Source organism: Dysgonomonas sp. Marseille-Q5470, from assembly GCF_951230145.1.
Classification (GTDB): domain Bacteria; phylum Bacteroidota; class Bacteroidia; order Bacteroidales; family Dysgonomonadaceae; genus Dysgonomonas.
Window position 1 is genome coordinate 160,663 of record NZ_CATNVE010000002.1, and the last position, 18,965, is coordinate 179,627.

The 18,965-nt window shown below is 36.0% G+C and carries 19 protein-coding genes; 8 read left to right on the forward strand and 11 right to left on the reverse strand.

Features of this window, described 5'->3' with window-relative positions; genetic code table 11:
* Window position 1: 1 nt before the first annotated feature.
* The 7 genes from QOX35_RS03960 to QOX35_RS03990 form a co-directional block, all read right to left on the reverse strand.
* Complete coding sequence (locus QOX35_RS03960) at window positions 2–796, reverse strand: glycosyltransferase family 2 protein (protein ID WP_283685870.1); 795 nt, start codon at window positions 794–796, stop codon at window positions 2–4.
* On the reverse strand, window positions 789–1,631 hold the full coding sequence (locus QOX35_RS03965; protein WP_283685871.1) for an SGNH/GDSL hydrolase family protein: 843 nt from the start codon (window positions 1,629–1,631) through the stop codon (window positions 789–791). Before QOX35_RS03965 ends, QOX35_RS03960 begins: the two co-directional genes overlap by 8 nt.
* Window positions 1,624–2,352, reverse strand: coding sequence for an acyltransferase (locus QOX35_RS03970; protein WP_283685872.1), 729 nt, complete (start codon window positions 2,350–2,352; stop codon window positions 1,624–1,626). The genes QOX35_RS03965 and QOX35_RS03970 overlap by 8 nt, the downstream gene beginning before the upstream one ends.
* Before the next feature lie 15 nt (window positions 2,353–2,367).
* Window positions 2,368–3,732: a lipopolysaccharide biosynthesis protein gene (locus tag QOX35_RS03975; protein WP_283685873.1), complete on the reverse strand. Its 1,365-nt coding sequence runs from the start codon at window positions 3,730–3,732 to the stop codon at window positions 2,368–2,370.
* A gap of 62 nt (window positions 3,733–3,794) precedes the next feature.
* A complete protein-coding gene (locus QOX35_RS03980) occupies window positions 3,795–4,868 on the reverse strand; it encodes a Wzz/FepE/Etk N-terminal domain-containing protein (RefSeq protein WP_283685874.1) in 1,074 nt (357 codons plus the stop codon).
* 1 nt (window position 4,869) lies between these two features.
* Entirely contained in the window at window positions 4,870–7,287 is a 2,418-nt protein-coding gene (locus tag QOX35_RS03985; RefSeq protein WP_283685875.1) for an SLBB domain-containing protein, read from the reverse strand.
* Window positions 7,288–7,588: 301 nt separating this feature from the next.
* Window positions 7,589–8,179, reverse strand: coding sequence for a D-sedoheptulose-7-phosphate isomerase (locus QOX35_RS03990; RefSeq protein WP_283685876.1), 591 nt, complete (start codon window positions 8,177–8,179; stop codon window positions 7,589–7,591).
* A gap of 132 nt (window positions 8,180–8,311) precedes the next feature.
* Here QOX35_RS03990 and QOX35_RS03995 point away from each other — a divergent pair, with 132 nt between their 5' ends.
* On the forward strand, window positions 8,312–9,235 hold the full coding sequence (locus QOX35_RS03995; protein ID WP_283685877.1) for an HU domain-containing protein: 924 nt from the start codon (window positions 8,312–8,314) through the stop codon (window positions 9,233–9,235).
* Between the two features lie 72 nt (window positions 9,236–9,307).
* On the opposite strand, the gene upp is transcribed toward QOX35_RS03995, so the two are convergent.
* The 3 genes from upp to QOX35_RS04010 form a co-directional block, all read right to left on the reverse strand.
* Window positions 9,308–9,964 carry a uracil phosphoribosyltransferase gene (gene upp / locus QOX35_RS04000; protein WP_283685878.1) on the reverse strand — a complete coding sequence of 219 codons (657 nt, stop codon included), beginning with the start codon at window positions 9,962–9,964 and terminating at the stop codon, window positions 9,308–9,310.
* 63 nt (window positions 9,965–10,027) lie between these two features.
* Entirely contained in the window at window positions 10,028–10,774 is a 747-nt protein-coding gene (locus QOX35_RS04005; protein ID WP_283685879.1) for a shikimate dehydrogenase family protein, read from the reverse strand.
* Window positions 10,775–10,854: 80 nt separating this feature from the next.
* Window positions 10,855–11,472: an OmpH/Skp family outer membrane protein gene (locus tag QOX35_RS04010; RefSeq protein ID WP_006843300.1), complete on the reverse strand. Its 618-nt coding sequence runs from the start codon at window positions 11,470–11,472 to the stop codon at window positions 10,855–10,857.
* Window positions 11,473–11,682: 210 nt separating this feature from the next.
* On the opposite strand from QOX35_RS04010, the gene QOX35_RS04015 reads away from it, so the two are divergent.
* The 4 genes from QOX35_RS04015 (at window position 11,683) to QOX35_RS04030 (ending at window position 16,923) form a co-directional block, all read left to right on the forward strand.
* Window positions 11,683–13,140: an aminoacyl-histidine dipeptidase gene (locus tag QOX35_RS04015; protein ID WP_283685880.1), complete on the forward strand. Its 1,458-nt coding sequence runs from the start codon at window positions 11,683–11,685 to the stop codon at window positions 13,138–13,140.
* Window positions 13,141–13,319: 179 nt separating this feature from the next.
* On the forward strand, window positions 13,320–14,048 hold the full coding sequence (locus tag QOX35_RS04020; protein WP_283685881.1) for a DsbA family oxidoreductase: 729 nt from the start codon (window positions 13,320–13,322) through the stop codon (window positions 14,046–14,048).
* A gap of 399 nt (window positions 14,049–14,447) precedes the next feature.
* Window positions 14,448–15,905, forward strand: a complete 1,458-nt coding sequence (locus QOX35_RS04025; protein WP_283685882.1) for a right-handed parallel beta-helix repeat-containing protein — start codon at window positions 14,448–14,450, stop codon at window positions 15,903–15,905.
* Window positions 15,906–15,975: 70 nt separating this feature from the next.
* A complete protein-coding gene (locus QOX35_RS04030) occupies window positions 15,976–16,923 on the forward strand; it encodes an endonuclease/exonuclease/phosphatase family protein (protein WP_283685883.1) in 948 nt (315 codons plus the stop codon).
* Between the two features lies 1 nt (window position 16,924).
* On the opposite strand, the gene QOX35_RS04035 is transcribed toward QOX35_RS04030, so the two are convergent.
* Window positions 16,925–17,398, reverse strand: coding sequence for a MarR family winged helix-turn-helix transcriptional regulator (locus QOX35_RS04035; protein ID WP_135104813.1), 474 nt, complete (start codon window positions 17,396–17,398; stop codon window positions 16,925–16,927).
* A gap of 154 nt (window positions 17,399–17,552) precedes the next feature.
* On the opposite strand from QOX35_RS04035, the gene rpsF reads away from it, so the two are divergent.
* From rpsF to rplI, 3 genes are read left to right on the forward strand one after another with little or no spacing between them, the layout of a single operon-like run.
* Window positions 17,553–17,909, forward strand: coding sequence for a 30S ribosomal protein S6 (gene rpsF / locus QOX35_RS04040; RefSeq protein WP_006843294.1), 357 nt, complete (start codon window positions 17,553–17,555; stop codon window positions 17,907–17,909).
* Window positions 17,910–17,912: 3 nt separating this feature from the next.
* Window positions 17,913–18,179 carry a 30S ribosomal protein S18 gene (rpsR, locus tag QOX35_RS04045; RefSeq protein ID WP_006798740.1) on the forward strand — a complete coding sequence of 89 codons (267 nt, stop codon included), beginning with the start codon at window positions 17,913–17,915 and terminating at the stop codon, window positions 18,177–18,179.
* A gap of 17 nt (window positions 18,180–18,196) precedes the next feature.
* Window positions 18,197–18,640, forward strand: a complete 444-nt coding sequence (gene rplI / locus QOX35_RS04050; RefSeq protein WP_135104814.1) for a 50S ribosomal protein L9 — start codon at window positions 18,197–18,199, stop codon at window positions 18,638–18,640.
* Window positions 18,641–18,965: the final 325 nt, after the last annotated feature.

Consider the following 18,965-nt stretch of genomic DNA (forward strand, 5'->3'; position numbering starts at 1 on the left):
TTTAGCCGTTTCTTCTTGTATAGTATTTTTGTACAATACCTTTGGGTAATATGTTTTTTAGAAATACTCTAATCTTCCAAGTAATATAACTTGTAATAAAAGATATTTTCCATGAAATTTTATTTTCGATACCATGTATTCGTGCATCCTCATATCGATTTATTTTAAAATTATTTGACATGCCTGTTCCATAGTCGAAAACAGAGATTACAATAGGAATATATTGAAACGATTTATGATTTCGATAGCATTGTATAAAAAAATTATAGTCACCACTACTCTTAAAGGATGTATCAAAAAGCATTGTTTTCAATATATTTGCTTTTACAAATGATGATGGGTGCCCAAAGACCATCTTTTTTTCCATAAGTTCTATTGGTTCGGGTTTGTGTATATATGAAGTTTTTATATTAGAGATACTTATTTTTGTATCTCCATAAATAATATCGGCACTGGGATCATGTAATTGTATAAATTTTGAAATAACATTGTTGTCTAATAGGCAATCTCCGCTATTAATAAAATTGATCCAATCACCAGTAGCTTTTTTAATCCCTTTATTCATTGCATCATAAATTCCATTATCTGGTTCACTTATCCAGTATGTTATATAGCTTTCATATTTTTTTATAATATCAATAGTCCCATCTGTACTTCCCCCATCAATAATAATATACTCAATATTAGAATAGGTTTGTTTAATGACGGATAAAATAGTGTTTTCTATTACTTCTACTGCATTATAAGCAATGGTTATAATACTAATAAGAGGGACAGATGTTATTTCTTTAATCATTATATTTTAATCGGATTTGATTTTCAACATATGCTTTTAATAACTTTTCACCTTCTTTGTTAGGATGAAGTTGCATATCATCGAGGTATTGTTTTGTATTTGTTGAATTTATTCCACACTCATTGTAAATATCAACTACAGCTATATTATTTTTTCCCGTTATGCTTTTAATTATCTGGTTTATCCTAAGGATAACTCCTGTTTTATAGTTTTTATTATTTGTTTGTTGTGGTGTCATAATGATAATGCATGATTGAGGGAAGTGTTTTTTCAAACATTCGATAATATATCTCATAGAGCCATAAACAGATTTTCTTAATTGTAAATATTTAGAATCAGAGTTCCATTCTGTGATATTTATGTCAGCTATTTTGTCAATCCTATATGAATCTATACAAGACCCAGTAATGCATCCTGTAGCATCGTTTAATCCACACATGATAGTTATAAGATCTGGATAATATCCGGTTTCATCTTTATCTTTTAGAAGCCTTATTAATTGATTTGACATAATATTATCCGAATTTTGTGATATTATTGTCCATCTGGCTCCAGGGGTTGCATAACATCGATATTCTTTTGCGACGGCTGTTGCAACGTTTTTTTGCCATTCCATACTAGCCGTTGAAGCACCTAATGCACAATACTTGTCCATAATTATACCACTTTGTTGTTTGGGGTTTTTCATGTATGAGACTGATACTCTATTCCTAGAATTCTTTTGCTCACATAGACTTTCTTCATCTATGGTATCTATAGAAGTTTCTTTACTACATGAAATTAGTGTAAGGAGTAGTAAAAATGTATAAAATTTTTCATAAACATATTTATTCATAGTTTGGAATATTAAGTTCTTTTTTTACCGTTTGTAGTAGGATTCTATCTTCCTCCGAAATATGTGATATCCCAATATTTTTTTTCTCTTGAAAATGTTCTGCGAATAATTGTACTAGATATTCTTTAGAGAATCTTTCATTCTCAGGGTATATGGCCTTTTCATGTTCTATAATCTGGTCTATAGTAAATGTGCTAGCTATGATTTTGGCAGGTATTCCTACTACTACCGCATAAGGTGGGATTTTTTTATTCACTAAAGAGCAAGATCCGATAACGGCTCCTCTCCCGATACTGGCACCAGGAAGTAGTGTGACATTAGCTCCTATCCAGACTTCTTCGTCAATAATCATATCTTCGTGCACATCATTTATATGATAGGGGCCAAGTATCGAATGTGGTATACAAGCTGTAGGAATATGCTTCGCTAATATTGCCACAAAATTGACTGAGATTGCCGTGTGTTTTTTTATGATAAGTTTCTCCTTCAGGCTATTATATACTATAGAGTTTGTATGTATCTGTACATAATCATCTATAAAAATATTTTCAGAAACAGCCAAAAGAGTTGGCAGACTAATATAAGAATGATTCCCTAGTTTTCCTATTTTTTTTTCACTAATGATATATTGTTTTTTTATTGCTCTAATGGCATTCCAATATGATGATATAGTTGGAAGATAATTTTTGATAAAACGTTTTATTTTCTTTTTTGATCTCATTATTTTAGTTTTAAATTATTTTATCCAAATTCCAGACGCTTTGTTATATATTATTTTTCTTAACTGAATAGTAAATATTATGCTGTAAACAAAAACTATAATAGACATGGAGTATATTACTCCTAAAGCACCCAAATATTGGCTTAAAAAAAAAGAAAGTGGAATATGTATAACAGAACCTATTAATGTCAGGTACATTTGTAATTTAATACTTCCGATTCCATTTATCATATAGACCTGCAGTGAATCCCAAGAATGAATTAAGGTATATATACCAATAGCTATTGACATGCTTATGGGTATAAATAGCTTTTCTCCTAGCCATATCTTATATATCCACGGAGAACATATTACCATAAATAAAATTAAGAGAATAATAAATAAGTAGACTTTTGTCAATTTTTTGTATATGGATTGCATCCATACAAAATCTTTTTTTGCATAGGCTTCTGTGAAAGAAGGCCATATAGGAGTAAGTATTATAACTAAAATCATCTCGGCTGAAGTTATATATTTATAAGCCGTATTATATTGTGCCACAACCTCAGGATTGGCGAGATGAGAGATTAAAATATTGGTTGATTGAAATAATATTATTATTTGTATTTGGATTATAAAAAATTTAACTCCAATTCCGAATAAATCTTTGACATATAGTTTATCAAAATAGCTAATTGATGGAGCTACAACTTTAAACCTACTTTTATACATAAAAATAGATGCTATCGATAAAACAATTACCGGAGCTCCCATAAAAGCAATGCATAAAGCAACTAAAGAGGGTGGGCATAATTTTGTTAGACAAAAAATAATAATTAAGGCTAGTAATTGTCCAAGCAGAGTAAAAAGAGAAGATAATGCTGTCTTCTGAAATGCGGCAACTACTACACCTAATGTGTTCAGTATCATTTGTAAAAAGAAAAATGCAATTATGACATAAAGAACACGTTCAATTTCTTCCTGGTATGACATGTTTATGTTCATAAAAGAGCACCAATCAATGTAAGGAATGAGAATTAATACAAGCAAGCATAGAGGTATAAACAATATGCATAATGAACCATAAGCAGTCGAGACTAGATGCCTCCCTTTCTTGTAATCATTTAACGAGATTGCTTCAGCTAATTTATTTTTCAGTCCGGTCGTTAACCCCATGTCGAAAAAGGTAAACCACGTTATGACAGAAGATAAAACCAGCCAAATTCCATATAGTTCCGGAGAGACATATCCTAATGTGATTGGAACCAACATAAAGTTAATAGCTATGCTAAGCCCTTTAATTAGAAAAGAGTAAAATATATTTTTTAGTACATTAGTACTTCTAGAACTTGAACGATTTATCTTCTTTTTAATGAAAGACTGTACTTGATTAATTAGCATGTATTCAAATTAGGTATTTATTCTATTTGTTTATGAACCTAGCCTCGATAATTTTGACCTTTTTAAGAAGCTATAATTTTCCATATATCCTTTTTTAAAATCCAAATAGAAGCAGAAACAAGAGACAAAAATATGAATCCCAAAATGATTGTTTTTTTTGAAGGTTTAGATGGATGTAAAGGTTCTATAGCTGTTTGTATAACCGTGAATACAGGAGTTGTATTTTGCACTTTAATTTTTGCGAGTTGAACCTGTTGTGCTGTTTGGTTATAAATTGAGTATGTAAGGGTTGCTTCATTTTGTAATTTTTCCTGAGTTGTCCTATATTTAGCAGAAACTACATTCATATTGTTATCGATAAATGAAGCTAAATTAGCTTGTGCTTTATAATAATTTTCTTTTGCCTCTTGATTAAGTTTTTCTGCGTATGATAAATCTTCTCGAGCTTTTTGTGTTCGATATTTTATAATATAAGATTGGAGATATGATGTCAGAGTGTCTGCTATAAATGCTGATACTTCAGGGTTCTGCATCGATACCTCTATTGTAACAATACTTGTTTTTTTATCAGAATCGACTATTAATTTCTTCCTTAATGATTTTATTACATCTGTCTCTTGCTTAGATAATGCTCTTGGTGATTTGTCTTTAATTTCACTTTCGGGATTGGAGGGTATTACAGTTTCCTTTAGATAAAATGGAGCACTTAATATATATTCCCACCAAGGACTTCTCTCATAATCTTTTATATAATTATACAGGGTTGTGTTTATGTTATTATCATTGCTCTTTAATGGAATATCAAATAGTCCTTTCAAAAATGAAGTTGAATTAAATATTGTAGGATATAAATTGGGTGAAGCTAAAATATCTTCCCCTAGATTAGTGTTGAGATTAATTCCTGCTAATGCTGCTAAAGAACTCATCGTTCCTGTATTGCTGGATTGTGATTCGGGAGTCAGAATAACTGTTGTCGTATATTCTTTAGGTATACTAAACGATATAATAATACCTATAGTTAAGCCTATCAATGAACATTTAAGTATAAATCTTTTCCCTTGCCAGATTTTCTTTCCCAATGCCAATAAGTCAATTTCCTTTTCTTCTGATATATTATCTTGTATTTCTTCTTTCATTTTACTTGCTCAAATTATTTATTAATAAAGCAACGACAGAAGCCATAGAAGTAACACTGGTACCTAGGCTTAATATCTGAGCTAATGACATTTTCTCTTTCTGTTCCTTAGATGGGATAACAATATTACATCCCGGTTGGATGGCATCTCTATTAGAACCCTTAGCTTTTGCAACGGTCCCATTCATATACACTATATACACTCTTTTCTTTTCTGCCAGGTCACTGTATCCCCCTGCCTGATTGATATAATATGATACCTTTTCACCTTTTTTATATAGGACGGTATTCGGATACATTACCGATCCATTAATTCTTACGGTATTATCATATTCCGGTATAATAAGCTGATCCCCTTCCCGAAGTACAAGGTCATATTCAGACTTTGGATTTGCAATAGCTTTGTCCAATTCTATACCTACTGAGTAATATGGATCGATATTTAATAAGTCTGTAGAGATAGAATCTTTCAAACCTCTCGAAAGAGATCGCATTGCCTTTCTCTCTTCAGACATTTCCATAATTGTTTTTTCTCTTAATAACCTTGCTCCGGCAGAAAATGCGTGGGGGGTTAAATTTCCTGCTCGTTTTACAATATCTGAAAGTCTTTCAGTTTTCTCCTTCAAAGCATATCTGCCCGGAAATAGAACTTCGCCCGCAATCTCTATATTTCTTTGTTCTATATATCCGGGACTACGTCGTACGTAAACCTGGTCGTATGGACTCAATACAAAATCCGGCGGACCATCTACTACCAATCCATTTTTTATATTAAATGTATAAATCTCGGCTATAACATTTGGGCTCTCAATACTTAAAGGGTCAACAATCCTTCTCGAAACATCCACTTTTGCTAAAGAGGCTGACTTTAGAAGCCCTCCAGCCTTGATGATTAAGTCTTCTATACTTGTTCCTTCGGCATAGTCGTATTCACCCGGAGTCTGTACATCGCCATAGATCGTGAAGTTGCCTAATTCAACTAATACGCTATCTGAAGCTATGAGGAGCATATCATTTTTCTTCAGGTTTATATCAGCCGTACGGCCTTCAAGAAGATTTTTCAGGTTGATGGGAACTGTTTCGCGAGTTAAGTCTACTCTTTCCCTTGTGAGTATCGCTCTGTTGAGGAATGCATTTTCTTTAATACCTCCGGCTTTTTCGATTAGATTCTTTATTGTTTTTATTTGTTCGCCCACTTCATAGTAACCGGGTCTGAATACTGCACCTTTTATTTCAACTCTATTGTCAAATTGATTTAGGCCTGCACTAACAAGTATCTTATCTTTATCGTCCAATATGAAGTTCTCAAAGTCTTTTGAACTAACAGTATAGGCTTTGTCATATTTTCCTGTTTTTCTGGTAATATCTATTTTTTCTTTATATGCATCGCCCGTAAAACCTCCCGAGTATTTGATCAGGTCTGAAAGGGTTTCAGTTACTGTCATCTCATAAAACATAGGGCGTTTTATTTTTCCGACTATTTCTACGAGGGAAATATATGGAGGAACCATAATAATATCTCCATCCATCAAACGGGTTTCTCCACTTGCATTCCCATTCAGTAAATACTGATAAATATCTATTGTTTTTATGAGCTTACCTTTACGATACAGTTGAATAGAACGTAAAGAACCGATGTTATTTATCCCTCCTGCATTGTATAAAGCATGAAATACAGATGAGAGAGAAGATAAAGCATACGTACCCGGTACGGCTACTTCTCCTAATATGTTTATCTGGATAGTACGTATTTGGCCTAAGCTAAGTTTTATTTGTGAAGATCCTCCTTCGCTACCGATGCCTGAATAGACACTCGAAAACTTTTGTTGAATATAAGAGTTTGCTTCTCTTATTGTCATTCCGTTTAAGTAAACAGGACCAAGTCTGTCTACGACAATACTCCCTTCCGGAGAAATTACTTGTTGAAGTGATGTTTGAGATGCCCCCCAGATATCTATGACTATTTCATCGCCGGGTCCCAATTTATAATCTTCGGGCGTCGGGATATTCATATTGGGCACAAATGAAAGATTCTTCTGATTGAATATATTTTTACCAAAAATTACAGGCTTGTTATCCTCTAAAAGGCCATGTTCTCGTTGGTATTCCAACAGTCTGGCTATGGAGTCATTTCTAAGAGCATACGTTTCATTCGTTACGTCTTTTCTTAGTGTTGGTCTATTTGTCGAGTTATTTATATTGGAGGTATTCTGATTTTGCTGATTTACCTGACTTTTTATTCTTAATAGCTGATCTTGAGTTGCTCCCCGCTTCAAAAGTTCGGTAGCGATCATTTGTTGGGAAGTTCCTTTGGCTGCCTCTGTTTTAACATATTCTATAACCTGCGAATCGGACATCTGGGCAAACAAAAGGTTTCCTGAAATTAATGAAATAAAAAAATAAAGAATAACTCTTTTCATATATTTAAAATATTAAAGGCTTAAAAGCAATGACTCTAGATTTTCTATGTTAATTTGTATTCAAGGTTTATATTTTAGTACACAATTTAATAATATATAAATATCCTTTTGCAATAGCCGCTAGTATGCATTTTGTTGGCAGTCAGATGGTTGCAGGATGATTTGTTTTGATATTGTGTCTTGATCATACAATGTTTGTTCTTTTTAACGTTACAAATGTAGCTAATTTTTAAATTAAAACAATTTTAGATAATATATATATTGGTATCCGGAGTAGGTTTCAATACAATCAAGATTGAGTCTACTTTAGATTCCCAAATAATTCTTCTTCAACGATACAGCAAATAATATGAGCTATCAGTATATGTGATTCTTGTATTCTTGGAGTTTCCTCCGACGGAACTTTTATACAAATATCACATAGATCAGAAGCTTTGCCTCCCGATTTACCTGTCAAGATTATAGACTTTATACCTTTTTCTTTACATGCATGCAGTGCTCTGACAATGTTTTCGGAGTTCCCCGATGTTGTAAGGCCAATGAAAATATCTCCTTCTGAACCTTGAGCATGAACTTGTCTCTCAAAAAGTCTGTCGAATCCGTAGTCGTTTCCTATTGCTGTTATAATAGATGTATCAGTTGATAATGCTATGGAAGGGATTCCCGGCCTATCGAAATAAAATCGGCTAACAAACTCCCCGGCTATATGTTGTGCATCTGCAGCACTTCCTCCATTTCCTGCAATCAGTGTTTTTTTCCCTCTTTTATAAGCATCCACTGTTGCTGTGGCAGCATCTTTGATACTTGCCATGATCGCCGGATTGGATAGTATAGATTCCTTTACAGAGATAGACTTTCGGATGTGCTCTGTAATAATTTGTTCGAGTTCCATATTCTGTTTTAGCTAATTAGTCTCAAAAGTAACCTTTTTTTAACAATCTTCACGATTAATTGTTAGTAACTTTTTAAATAAAAGACAACGTCATCTTTTTCATTTCTACAACTTATAATTATCTTTGCCTCTATGGAAAACAAAGTCTTTACATATTTAGAATTTGCCTTGCCAATCCATAACTGTGTGATTATACCAGAATTGGGTGGTTTTATTGTCAATCAGGTGGAGCCATTACATCATATTGATGCTAATGTGTGCGTACCCGGATATATGATAACTTTCAACCCTGATCTGAAACATGATGATGGTGTAATCGTCTCTTATTATATAAGAGACGGGAAAATGACATATAATGCTGCATTGCAAAAAATAAAAGATTTTGTCAAAGGGTTAAAACAAGAGCTTTCTACTCAAAAGCCTGTAACTTGTGGAAGACTGGGCAGCCTATACATGAATAAGGAAGGTAAACTTCTGTTCGAGGCTAATCCATCTTTTGTATTTCCATCTCTTTATGGTCTTACCGCTGTAGGGTTAAGCAACCTGTCGGATATAAATAGGCGTGAGTCTGCTTCGAGGAAAAGCTTTCCGGTTAAATATACCCTCGGAAGTGTTGCTGCTGCTGTGGTTGCCATGTTTTTATTCACTGTACCATCAGCAAATGTAAGTAATAATACAGGTTTGCAAGGAGGGATACCTCAGCAATCGGGCTTTATCTATTCTCTTGCAGAACAAGTAAAACCATTGTTGGAGGTTGATTCTGTTAAGGTTGTAGAAGCCAAGGTAGAGAATAAAGAGTCTGAAGCACAGCCTCAATCTTTACGTACATACTATATCATTGTAGGAGGAGAGGATACGCAATCGAGAGCAGAACGTTTGTTGGACAAGATTAAGAAGAGTGGTCTTCAGAGTGTAAATATCTTAGAGGCAGGAGGGCGTTTTCGTATTTATGTAGCTTCATTCTCTGATAAACCTGAAGCCGAAGGCTTTTTGGACACATTCCGTAAAGAGAATCCAAAATACGAAACAGCTTGGTTGTATTCCAAAAGGAACTAGTTTGTAGAACAATATATAGCAAAAAAGAGGAAAGATTATCTTTCCTCTTTTTTGCTATATATTGTCTTGTTTTTATTCTTTTTCCCCGTATGCCAAATCTCCGGCATCACCTAATCCGGGAACGATATACGCCGACTCGTTCAGTTCGGGGTCGATAGCCGCAGCCCATATTGTAGTCTTTTCCTGAGGAAAGTTTTTTGCACAATATTCAATGGCTTGCTTGCTTGCTATTATAGTGGCTATATGTACATGGCTAGGCTCACCTTTAGTCAGTAGCGCCTGATAAGATAAATCCATACTGCCACCTGTAGCTAACATCGGGTCGGTAAGGATCAAAACCTTATTCTCTATTTGTGGAGAAGCGATGTATTCGATGTGGATATGAAAACTTTGATGGTTTTCTCTGTATTTCCTGTAGGCAGAAACAAAAGCATTCTCCGCTTTGTCGAAGCATTCCAGAAATCCATGATGAAAAACAAGTCCTGCACGAAGTATTGTAGCGATAACGATAGGGTCGGTAGGCACATTTGTGATCGATGTACCCAGAGGTGTTTGAGTTTCGAGCGGCGCGTAATTCAGTGTTTTACTGATCTCATAAGCCATTGTTTCTCCTATGCGTTCAACATTCCGTCTGAAACGCATGCTATCCTTCTGGATGTCTACATCGCGCAATTCGCTGACAAAACGATTGAGGATAGTGTTTTGCTCTGAAAGATTTATAATTCTCATCTTGATTTTTGACTTTAAAGGTATAAGTTTTCTTTCACATTTCTATTTGTCTTACCAAGGAATTTATTCATTCCATATTTTCCATGCCGCAATGGCTTGCAGCTCGAGCATTTGGGCTCCGTTTTTTATGCTAGCCTTATTCTCTTTGCCCAGCCTCAGAAACTTTGTTTCAGCCGGATTATACACCAGATCGAACAGTAGGTGTCTGTCTGTGAGTAGGGTGTATGGGATGTCGGGGGCATTGTCTACGTCCGGAAAAGTGCCCAGTGGCGATGTGTTGACCATGACGGTATATTTCTCCATTACCTGTGAGTCGATATCGCTGTATGATAATTGTCCTTCACTCGGAGTTCTCGATACATATATCCACTCTATGCCTAGTGCATCTAACGCTCCTTTTACCGCTTTGGATGCACCGCCTGTTCCTAATATCAATGCTTTTTTATGGATAGCCGTATTGATAAGTGGCCTGATAGACTCCTGAAATCCGATAATGTCGGAGTTGTATCCGATCAATCTTGTTGCATTGTTTTTGTCTCGGATTACTTTTACCACATTTACAGCCCCGATACTTTCAGCCCCTTTGTCGAGCCCATCGAGGTATGGTATTATTTTTTCTTTGTATGGGATTGTTACATTCAGACCTTTAAGGTTTGGATAGTTGCGGATAATATCAGTAAATTGAGAGATATCTTCAATCTCAAAATTGAGATACTCTGCATCAATCCCCTCCTTTTCGAATTTATCGGTAAAGAATTTCTTGGAAAATGAGTGTTTCAGAGGGTATCCGACTAGTCCATACGTGTCCATAATGCTAATTTTTTCTCTATACTGCAAAAAAATAGGATAACTCCAATTTGGTGTTACCCTATTCCTAAATCATTTACCTATTACTTAGAAGCTTCAGGTTTGTAGCGGCTATTCAACAGGGTTATCACCTTCTGTGTAATATCATAACCATCTTTGGCTAACAGAACATTATCCAAACCTGTATTGCTAAATATCATTTGATAGTTGGCTGTTTTGTTCATTTCCTTCAATATCAGGCGAACAGAATCGGCCATCTGTGTATTTACTTTTTGCTGTTCTCTCATGTAATCTTCTTGCAATTTTTGAGCCATTGCATGCAGGTCGCTTTCCAATTTTTGGATACGTGCAGCCTCTTGTTGTGCTCTTTCTTGACTTAAGAATGCATTGTTTTGAACTTTTCTCTGAAATTCTGCGCCTTCGGCTTCTAGTTGTCTTTGCTTTTGGGTAAGAGTAGCATTTGAACTATTGTACTTTTTCATCAACGCATCATTCGCATCTTTAGCATAATTGTAGTTTATCAAAAGTGAATCTACATTTACATAAGCTATAGGAAGCATGCCGGTAGAGTCTCCTTTGGTGAATGTGAGAGATGAGTCTTCAGTTCCTGTGTTTCCCTTATTAGATGTGAAAAATAAAATGAAAAGGACGATTATTGCAACAGCAAAAACGCCATTAATAATGTAAGAGATATTTTTCATTTATAAAAACATTTAGTTAATCTTATCCTGTAGCAAAAAACAAGGCACAATTATGCCTGTGTTTTTTAACGACTTGGCAAAGATATATCTTTATGTTAAAACAACATCAATTTTAAACCTTTAAAAGTTGTAAAAAAATTGCATTTTAAGGTATATCTCTTTAATTTTATATGTTATTATGAAAGTGTAAGTAATAATTAAAATATTAATATGACAATTAAAGATTTAAAACCGAGTGGTATATGGAATTATTTCCACGAAATAACTCAAATTCCGAGACCTTCTAAAAAAGAAGAAAAAATAATCGCCTATCTATTAGAATTCGCAAAAAAACATAACCTGCAAGCCAAAAAAGACGATGCAGGCAACGTTTTGATAACAAAACCGGCAACCAAGGGTAAAGAAAATCTACCTACCGTAATACTCCAAGGGCATGTGGATATGGTGTGCGAGAAAAATAGCGGAACCAAGCACGATTTCGACAACGATCCGATAGAAACCTATATAGATGGAGATTGGCTCAAAGCCAAAGGAACAACCTTGGGTGCTGATAATGGTATAGGGGTTGCTGCTGCTTTGACTATCTTGGGGTCTGATACAATAGAGCATGGCAAGCTCGAATGTTTGTTTACTGTAGACGAAGAAACAGGTTTGACGGGGGCGTATGCCTTAGGAAAAGATTTCCTTACCGGAGACGTGCTTATCAATCTGGATACAGAAGAAGAAGGTGAAATATATATAGGATGTGCCGGAGGGAAGATTACTACTGTTACATTTACATATAAGAAAGAAGAAGTACCCGCCAATTATTTTTGGTTCAAAGTTCAGGTAAATGGATTGAACGGAGGACATTCCGGAGCTGAAATCCATAAAGGATTGGGGAATGCCAATAAGATATTGAACCGCTACTTGTGGGAGCTCAATAAAAAACAAGATTTGGTGCTTGCCCAGATTGACGGAGGAAACCTTCACAATGCTATTGCCCGTGAGGCTTACGCTATTGCCGGAGTACCTTACAGCAAGAAGGAAGATGTAATCGTAGAATTGAATACGCTCGTTCCGCAAATAGAGGGCGAACTCAAGGCTGTAGATCCGAATGTGAAAATGACGGTGTCTTCGACAGATACACCCGCTTTTGTTATCGATAAGGAAACAACCGGCAATTTGCTCAATGCGATTTATGCTTGTCCTCATGGCGTATTGGCGATGAGCCATGAAATACCCGATTTGGTAGAAACTTCTACAAATCTGGCTTCTATAAAAATGAAGGAGGGTAATACAATTGTGATAACAACAAGCCAGAGAAGCTCTACCAACTCTTTGAAAGATGATGCGGGTAATATTGTAAATGCAGTATTTACATTGGCTAAAGCTGAGGTTGTGCATTCAGCAGGATATCCGGGATGGAAGCCAAATCCGGACTCTAAAGTATTGGCGGTAGCTAAGAAGGCATACGAAAGCCTGTATGGTAAAGAACCTGAAATAATGGCTATACATGCCGGATTGGAATGTGGTCTGTTCTTGGAGAAATATCCGCATTTGGATATGATTTCATGTGGTCCGACAATTCGTAACGCGCACTCTCCCGAAGAACAGATAGAAATTCCTTCTGTTGCCAAATGGTGGCCTTTCTTATTGGAAGTGTTGAAGAATATTCCGGCTAAATAATCGCGAAAAGCCGGTTTTAAGAATACGAGTATGGGTGTGTGTAAAAAGTGACTTTGATCGTAAAGATTTACTTTTGACACACGCTCATATCTTTTTTTCTCTTTTTTTTTAAGTAGTCAAGTAACAAATCCAGTTGTATATTGTTTTTATTACTTAGTATTAATTAAATCAATTGAATTATGGATAAAATGAAAATAGATATATGGTCGGATATAGCTTGTCCGCATTGCTATATTGGAAAACGTAGACTCGAAAAAGCTTTGGAGCAATTCCCGCATCGTAAGAATGTAGAACTTGTGTGGCACAGCTATGAATTAGATCCTAGCTTACCCAAAAAGGCCGGAACACAATCCATTTACAGCTATTTTGCCAAGAAGTTTGCTATGTCCGAAGATGAGGCTCGCCGTACGCAGGCCAAAGTGGCGCAGATGGCTAAGGGAGTTGGGTTGGACTATGACTTCGATAATCTCGTTGTGGTTAGTACATCCGATGCTTTGAGATTGGTGAAACTGGCAAAGGTGTCTGGTTTGGGAACTGAGGCCGAAGAAGTTTTGTTTGATGCTTATTTTGTCAAAGGTCAGAATATAAGCGACCCTGCTGTGTTGGTACAGTTAGGTACAAGCATCGGTCTGCCAGAATCTGAAATCTTGGCTATGCTCGATAGTGATAAATATCTTTCGGAGATAAAGAAGGATATAGAATACAGCGAGAATGAGCTTGGATTGGAATATATTCCTTTCTATTTGTTTAATAATAAGCAAGTGGTGCAAGGCTCTATCCCTGTGGAAGACTATCTCAAAGTGCTGAATGAGGCTTATGCCGATTGGGAAGGCAGCGGAGTTTCGTCCGAAAAAGGAGAAGTCATAAGTGGGCAATCGTGCTCGATAGACGGAGTATGCAGCTTATAGAGGTCTGATATATAAAAGAGGCTGTCTTATAGTTTTTACTGTTTTTTGTCATATTGGATATCTTGAACATCTTGAATTGGATATCGGGAGAGGAAAGTGAAGATAATGACAAAGAAGCACTGATGAGAAAAACTATAAGACAGCCTCTTTTCTTGTGATACTAAGACTTTTTGTATAATATTGTCATCGGATAATACTAATTGTTTAACGCACAAATTTTTATATCTATAATTATCTAGTAGAAGAGGCTTAGTTGCCGAATGTAAAAGGTGACAGATAAAAACAATAGAAAAAGTGTTACTTTTGTTACTTTTTAACAATCAGTGAAATTAAAGTTGTTGTATAACAGTCGAATACGAAATAATCAAAAAGTAACACCAAACTTAATAACTGTAACAAATGAAATATAGAGTAGTAGAGCTAGCCAAGATTAATATCTTTTCTTCATTTATGAAGTCCATCGGAGCTTCTGTTGTGCTAGTCTTGTTTCTTATGTTATTTAATAGTTGTCAGGAGGGTAATGACTTTTCGGATAGCGAAGAACTCACACTCTCATTCTCTAATGATACAATTCGTTTCGATACCGTTTTTACAACCTTGGGCTCGGCTACAAAACAGTTTAAGATATATAACAGAAACAATAACTCTCTAACCATACAATCCATCGAATTGGTTAACGCTTCAAAAAGCGGTTTCCGTATGAACATCGACGGCGAAAAAGGAACCAAGCTCACCAATGTGGATATACTGAAAAAAGACAGTTTGTACGGATTTATTGAGGTAACGGTAGATCCCACCAATACAAAGAACCCTGTGCTGATAAGGGATTCGATTCGCCTTGTTGTGAACGGCAACATACAATATGTGCAGTTGGAGGCCGTAGGACAAGATGTATATATCTGGAAAGACAAAGTGGTGACAACCGACTCGGTGATAACAGGTGATAAACCACTGCTTATATACAATTCGCTTACCATAAATAAAGGTGTGACTCTGGATGTACAAAAAGGAACAACTTTCTTCTTGCGGAACAATGCCACTGTAGATATATATGGTAGTATTATAACGCAAGGAACGGCGCAAGAACCGATTGTTTTCAGGGGAAGCCGTTTTGATAATATAGACGGAAATATACCATACGATAATACTCCCGGACAATGGAGCGGGATAACTTTCCATGCCGAGAGTTATGGCAATGTCCTCAATAATGTAATTGTAAAAAATGCAGTGCGGGGAGTGACATTTTCGGCGGCAGATACCCAATACAAGAAAGCTGAATTTACAAATACAATTGTACAGAATACATCAGAGTGTGGCTTGTTGGCAATAAACTGTTATATAGATTTTCAGAATTGCTTGTTTGCCAATTCAAAAGGTGCGGCTGTTTCGTTGATCGGCGGGAAATATAGTTTCTTACATTGCACGCTGGCTAATTATTATAGATGGTCGATGCGTCAAAAGGAGTGTCTGGCTGTCGGGAATGTGTATGAGGGAAAGGCTTACGATTTGGATAAATGCGATTTTATCAACACTATTGTATCCGGCTCAGCTTCGGGTGAACTGTTGCTAAGTGGTGTTAATACAGTCGAGTACAACTATAAATTTCAGAACTGCCTGATTAAAGCGACTGAACAAAAGAATGAGCACTTTGTAAATACTGTGTGGAACGCAGATCCATTGTTTGTAAATATAAACAATAATAAGGATTACTCTTATAATTTCGAACTGCAAGCCACATCACCTGCTATCGGTAAGGCAGACAGATCTTACTCGTTGCTACTTCCTTACGATCTAAAAGGACGTTCGAGACTTGCAGATACCGATCCTGATATTGGCTGCTATGAACGGAGTGAGTAAAAGGCTATTGCTCTTGGTTCTTTTGTGTGCCTTCGTCTTCTTTTTGACGGCGCAGGAAAAATTTCGGGTCATGTTCTACAACGTTGAAAACCTGTACGACACAAAAGATAATCCGGCTACAAATGATGATGAATTCACTCCCGGCGGACAGTTGCATTGGACTAATTATCGCTATTGGCAGAAGTTGCATAACATAAGCAAAGTCATATCTTCGGTAGGGGAGGGGTATCCTCCGGCGATAGTGGGGTTGTGCGAAGTGGAGAACGACTCTGTTCTTTATCATCTTACAAAGCGAACTGCACTACAGAAAGATAAATATGAATACCTGATCACTCGGTCGAAAGACCTGAGAGGTTCAAATGTTGCCCTTCTTTATCAACGTGATCAGATAAAGATACTGAGCCGGAAATCATATACGCCCGATTTGGGGGACTCGGTACGCTCTACCAGAGATATATTGCATGTTACGGGTAAGGTGATCAATGGCAGATTGTTAGATGTTTTTGTTTGTCACTTTCCATCACGGCGTGAAGGTATCCGCAAGACCAGACCGCACCGTATAAAGTGCGCCCAACTGTTGAAACATAAAGTAGACAGTGTCTTGCACCTTCGTAAAGGGGCTAACGTTATCATTATGGGAGACTTTAATGACTACCCGAATGATGTAAGTATGTCCGAAGTGCTCGGAGGAAAAAGGATCGAATCCGATATCTCAGCTAAAGGTTTGTATAACCTTCTTTACGACAGGATTGACAAAAAGGGAGCAGGCTCTTACAAGTATAAGGGTAAATGGGGTTTTATTGATCAAATAGTTGTCAATGGAAACCTGTTAGAAAAAGGAGGAAAGGTATTTGTAAAAGATAAAACCGTACACGTTTTTTCGGCTGAATTCTTGTTAGAGGCAGACAATAAAAAGTATGGTGGACAAAAACCGTTCAGGACCTATTCAGGCTTCAAATATCTTGGTGGATACAGTGATCATTTACCTATTTATATGGATCTGCTTATCAGTCCCTGATTTATTTGTCGTCCAAGGCTTGACTTACGTTGCCGAACACTGCGGCAAGCAGTACTCTTACCTGTTTTAGTCCTTCCTCGTCTATTCCGTCGAGTGCAGCTTCCATGGTGGTGTAAACAGCTTTTCCGGCTTTTTCCTTGATCGACTTGCCTAAATCGGTGAGATAGATAAGGTTGGATCGTCGATCGCTAACCGAAGCATTTCGATACACCAGATTTTGTTTTGTAAGATTATCTAGCAGGCGTGTCATACTAGGCTTATCCTTGAATGTTGAATTACATAACGTCTGTTGTGTAACCCCGTCTTCGCGCCACAGAAAAGCAAGGACAGTCCATTGTTCGGGAGTGATATCCAGTCCTTCTTTTTTGAAGTTCCTGTACATCATCCTGTTTATGGCCATCGATACTTTACCGTTAATAATGGGAAATATCAGGTCCAAATCCTGATCTAAGTTCAATGTTTCCTCGGTCTTCATGCATGTTCGTTTTCTGATTTTCATCACAAAAATAAGATAAGAAGTTGGTAAGTACAACAATTTTTGACAGTTTAGCATTTGTTGTTTTGATAAAAAAGCCTATCTTTGCACCTCATTTGTAAAAATGTATGTTTAATTTATAATTAATTAATTTATGAACAATTACGAAACCGTTTTCATTTTAACTCCCGTTTTGTCTGATGTTCAGATGAAGGAAGCGGTAGAAAAATTCAAGACTCTTTTGGTCAATGAAGGGGCCAAAATAGTAAGTGAAGAAAACTGGGGACTTCGCAAATTGGCTTATCCAATTCAGAAGAAATCAACCGGTTTTTATGCGATGTTAGAGTTCGAAGCTGATCCGTCTGTTATCGCTAAACTTGAAATTAACTTCCGTCGCGACGAGCGTGTGATCCGTTTCTTGACTTTCCGTCAAGATAAGTTCTCTCACGAGTACGCATTGAAGAGAAGAAGTTTAAAATCATCTAAAAAAGAAGAAGTAAAGGAGAATTAAGCTATGGCACAACAATCAGAAATCAGATATTTGACTCCGCCTTCAGTTGATGTGAAGAAAAAGAAATATTGCCGTTTCAAAAAGAATGGTATTAAATACATCGACTACAAAGACCCTGAGTTTTTAAAGAAATTCCTTAACGAACAAGGAAAAATTCTTCCTCGTCGTATTACAGGTACATCATTGAAATTCCAACGTCGTGTTGCACAAGCTGTAAAGAGAGCTCGCCATTTGGCTTTGCTTCCTTACGTAACAGACTTAATGAAATAAATAAGGAGGAGTAAGAAATGCAAGTTATATTAAAAGAAGACATCCTTAACTTAGGATATAAAGATGAAGTCGTAACTGTAAAAGACGGTTATGGACGTAACTACCTTATTCCCCAAGGTAAAGCTGTGATAGCATCAGAGTCTGCAAAGAAAGTATTAGCTGAAAACCTAAGACAACGCGCTCATAAACTTGAGAAAATCAAACAAGATGCTCAGGATTTGGCTGCTAAGTTGGAAGGAATTTCACTTACTATTGGTGCAAAAACAAGTTCTACAGGTACTATCTTCGGTTCTGTAACTAATATTCAAATAGCAGAAGCTCTTGAAAAATTAGGCTACAATGTAGATAGAAAAATTATTCTTATCAAAGAAGCTGTGAAAGAAGTAGGTAGCTACAAAGCTATCGCTAAACTTCACAAAGAAGTTTCTGTAGAAATACCTTTCGAAGTAGTTTCTGAATAATTATCGAAATTATATAGCAGGGAGGCGGTTATTAAAAATAATCGCCTCTTTCGTTTTGTGGTATAGCCTTCTCACGGTAGATTTATAATTTCTATCACTATTTTAGACCTGCATTTCTACACTATTTCTTATAACATCAAATTATTACTGTATTTAAGAATATTATATTAATAGGTGTACTATATTATGGTTTCTGTGATATAGAAGAATTCTATATTGTATAATTTGAGTTTAAAGTGTTGATTTATAGTATTAATACATATCTATGAATATTATAATAGCATGTTGTTTATGATGTTATTTATAAAAATTGTAACTTAGCAAG

Bases quoted from the DNA above. Each gene is read 5' to 3' on its own strand.
- QOX35_RS03960 (WP_283685870.1), bottom strand. From the start codon at position 796: ATGATTAAAGAAATAACATCTGTCCCTCTTATTAGTATTATAACCATT.
- QOX35_RS03965 (WP_283685871.1), bottom strand. From the start codon at position 1,631: ATGAATAAATATGTTTATGAAAAATTTTATACATTTTTACTACTCCTT.
- QOX35_RS03970 (WP_283685872.1), bottom strand. From the start codon at position 2,352: ATGAGATCAAAAAAGAAAATAAAACGTTTTATCAAAAATTATCTTCCA.
- QOX35_RS03975 (WP_283685873.1), bottom strand. From the start codon at position 3,732: ATGCTAATTAATCAAGTACAGTCTTTCATTAAAAAGAAGATAAATCGT.
- QOX35_RS03980 (WP_283685874.1), bottom strand. From the start codon at position 4,868: ATGAAAGAAGAAATACAAGATAATATATCAGAAGAAAAGGAAATTGAC.
- QOX35_RS03985 (WP_283685875.1), bottom strand. From the start codon at position 7,287: ATGAAAAGAGTTATTCTTTATTTTTTTATTTCATTAATTTCAGGAAAC.
- QOX35_RS03990 (WP_283685876.1), bottom strand. From the start codon at position 8,179: ATGGAACTCGAACAAATTATTACAGAGCACATCCGAAAGTCTATCTCT.
- QOX35_RS03995 (WP_283685877.1), top strand. From the start codon at position 8,312: ATGGAAAACAAAGTCTTTACATATTTAGAATTTGCCTTGCCAATCCAT.
- upp (WP_283685878.1), bottom strand. From the start codon at position 9,964: ATGAGAATTATAAATCTTTCAGAGCAAAACACTATCCTCAATCGTTTT.
- QOX35_RS04005 (WP_283685879.1), bottom strand. From the start codon at position 10,774: ATGGACACGTATGGACTAGTCGGATACCCTCTGAAACACTCATTTTCC.
- QOX35_RS04010 (WP_006843300.1), bottom strand. From the start codon at position 11,472: ATGAAAAATATCTCTTACATTATTAATGGCGTTTTTGCTGTTGCAATA.
- QOX35_RS04015 (WP_283685880.1), top strand. From the start codon at position 11,683: ATGACAATTAAAGATTTAAAACCGAGTGGTATATGGAATTATTTCCAC.
- QOX35_RS04020 (WP_283685881.1), top strand. From the start codon at position 13,320: ATGGATAAAATGAAAATAGATATATGGTCGGATATAGCTTGTCCGCAT.
- QOX35_RS04025 (WP_283685882.1), top strand. From the start codon at position 14,448: ATGAAATATAGAGTAGTAGAGCTAGCCAAGATTAATATCTTTTCTTCA.
- QOX35_RS04030 (WP_283685883.1), top strand. From the start codon at position 15,976: ATGTTCTACAACGTTGAAAACCTGTACGACACAAAAGATAATCCGGCT.
- QOX35_RS04035 (WP_135104813.1), bottom strand. From the start codon at position 17,398: ATGAAGACCGAGGAAACATTGAACTTAGATCAGGATTTGGACCTGATA.
- rpsF (WP_006843294.1), top strand. From the start codon at position 17,553: ATGAACAATTACGAAACCGTTTTCATTTTAACTCCCGTTTTGTCTGAT.
- rpsR (WP_006798740.1), top strand. From the start codon at position 17,913: ATGGCACAACAATCAGAAATCAGATATTTGACTCCGCCTTCAGTTGAT.
- rplI (WP_135104814.1), top strand. From the start codon at position 18,197: ATGCAAGTTATATTAAAAGAAGACATCCTTAACTTAGGATATAAAGAT.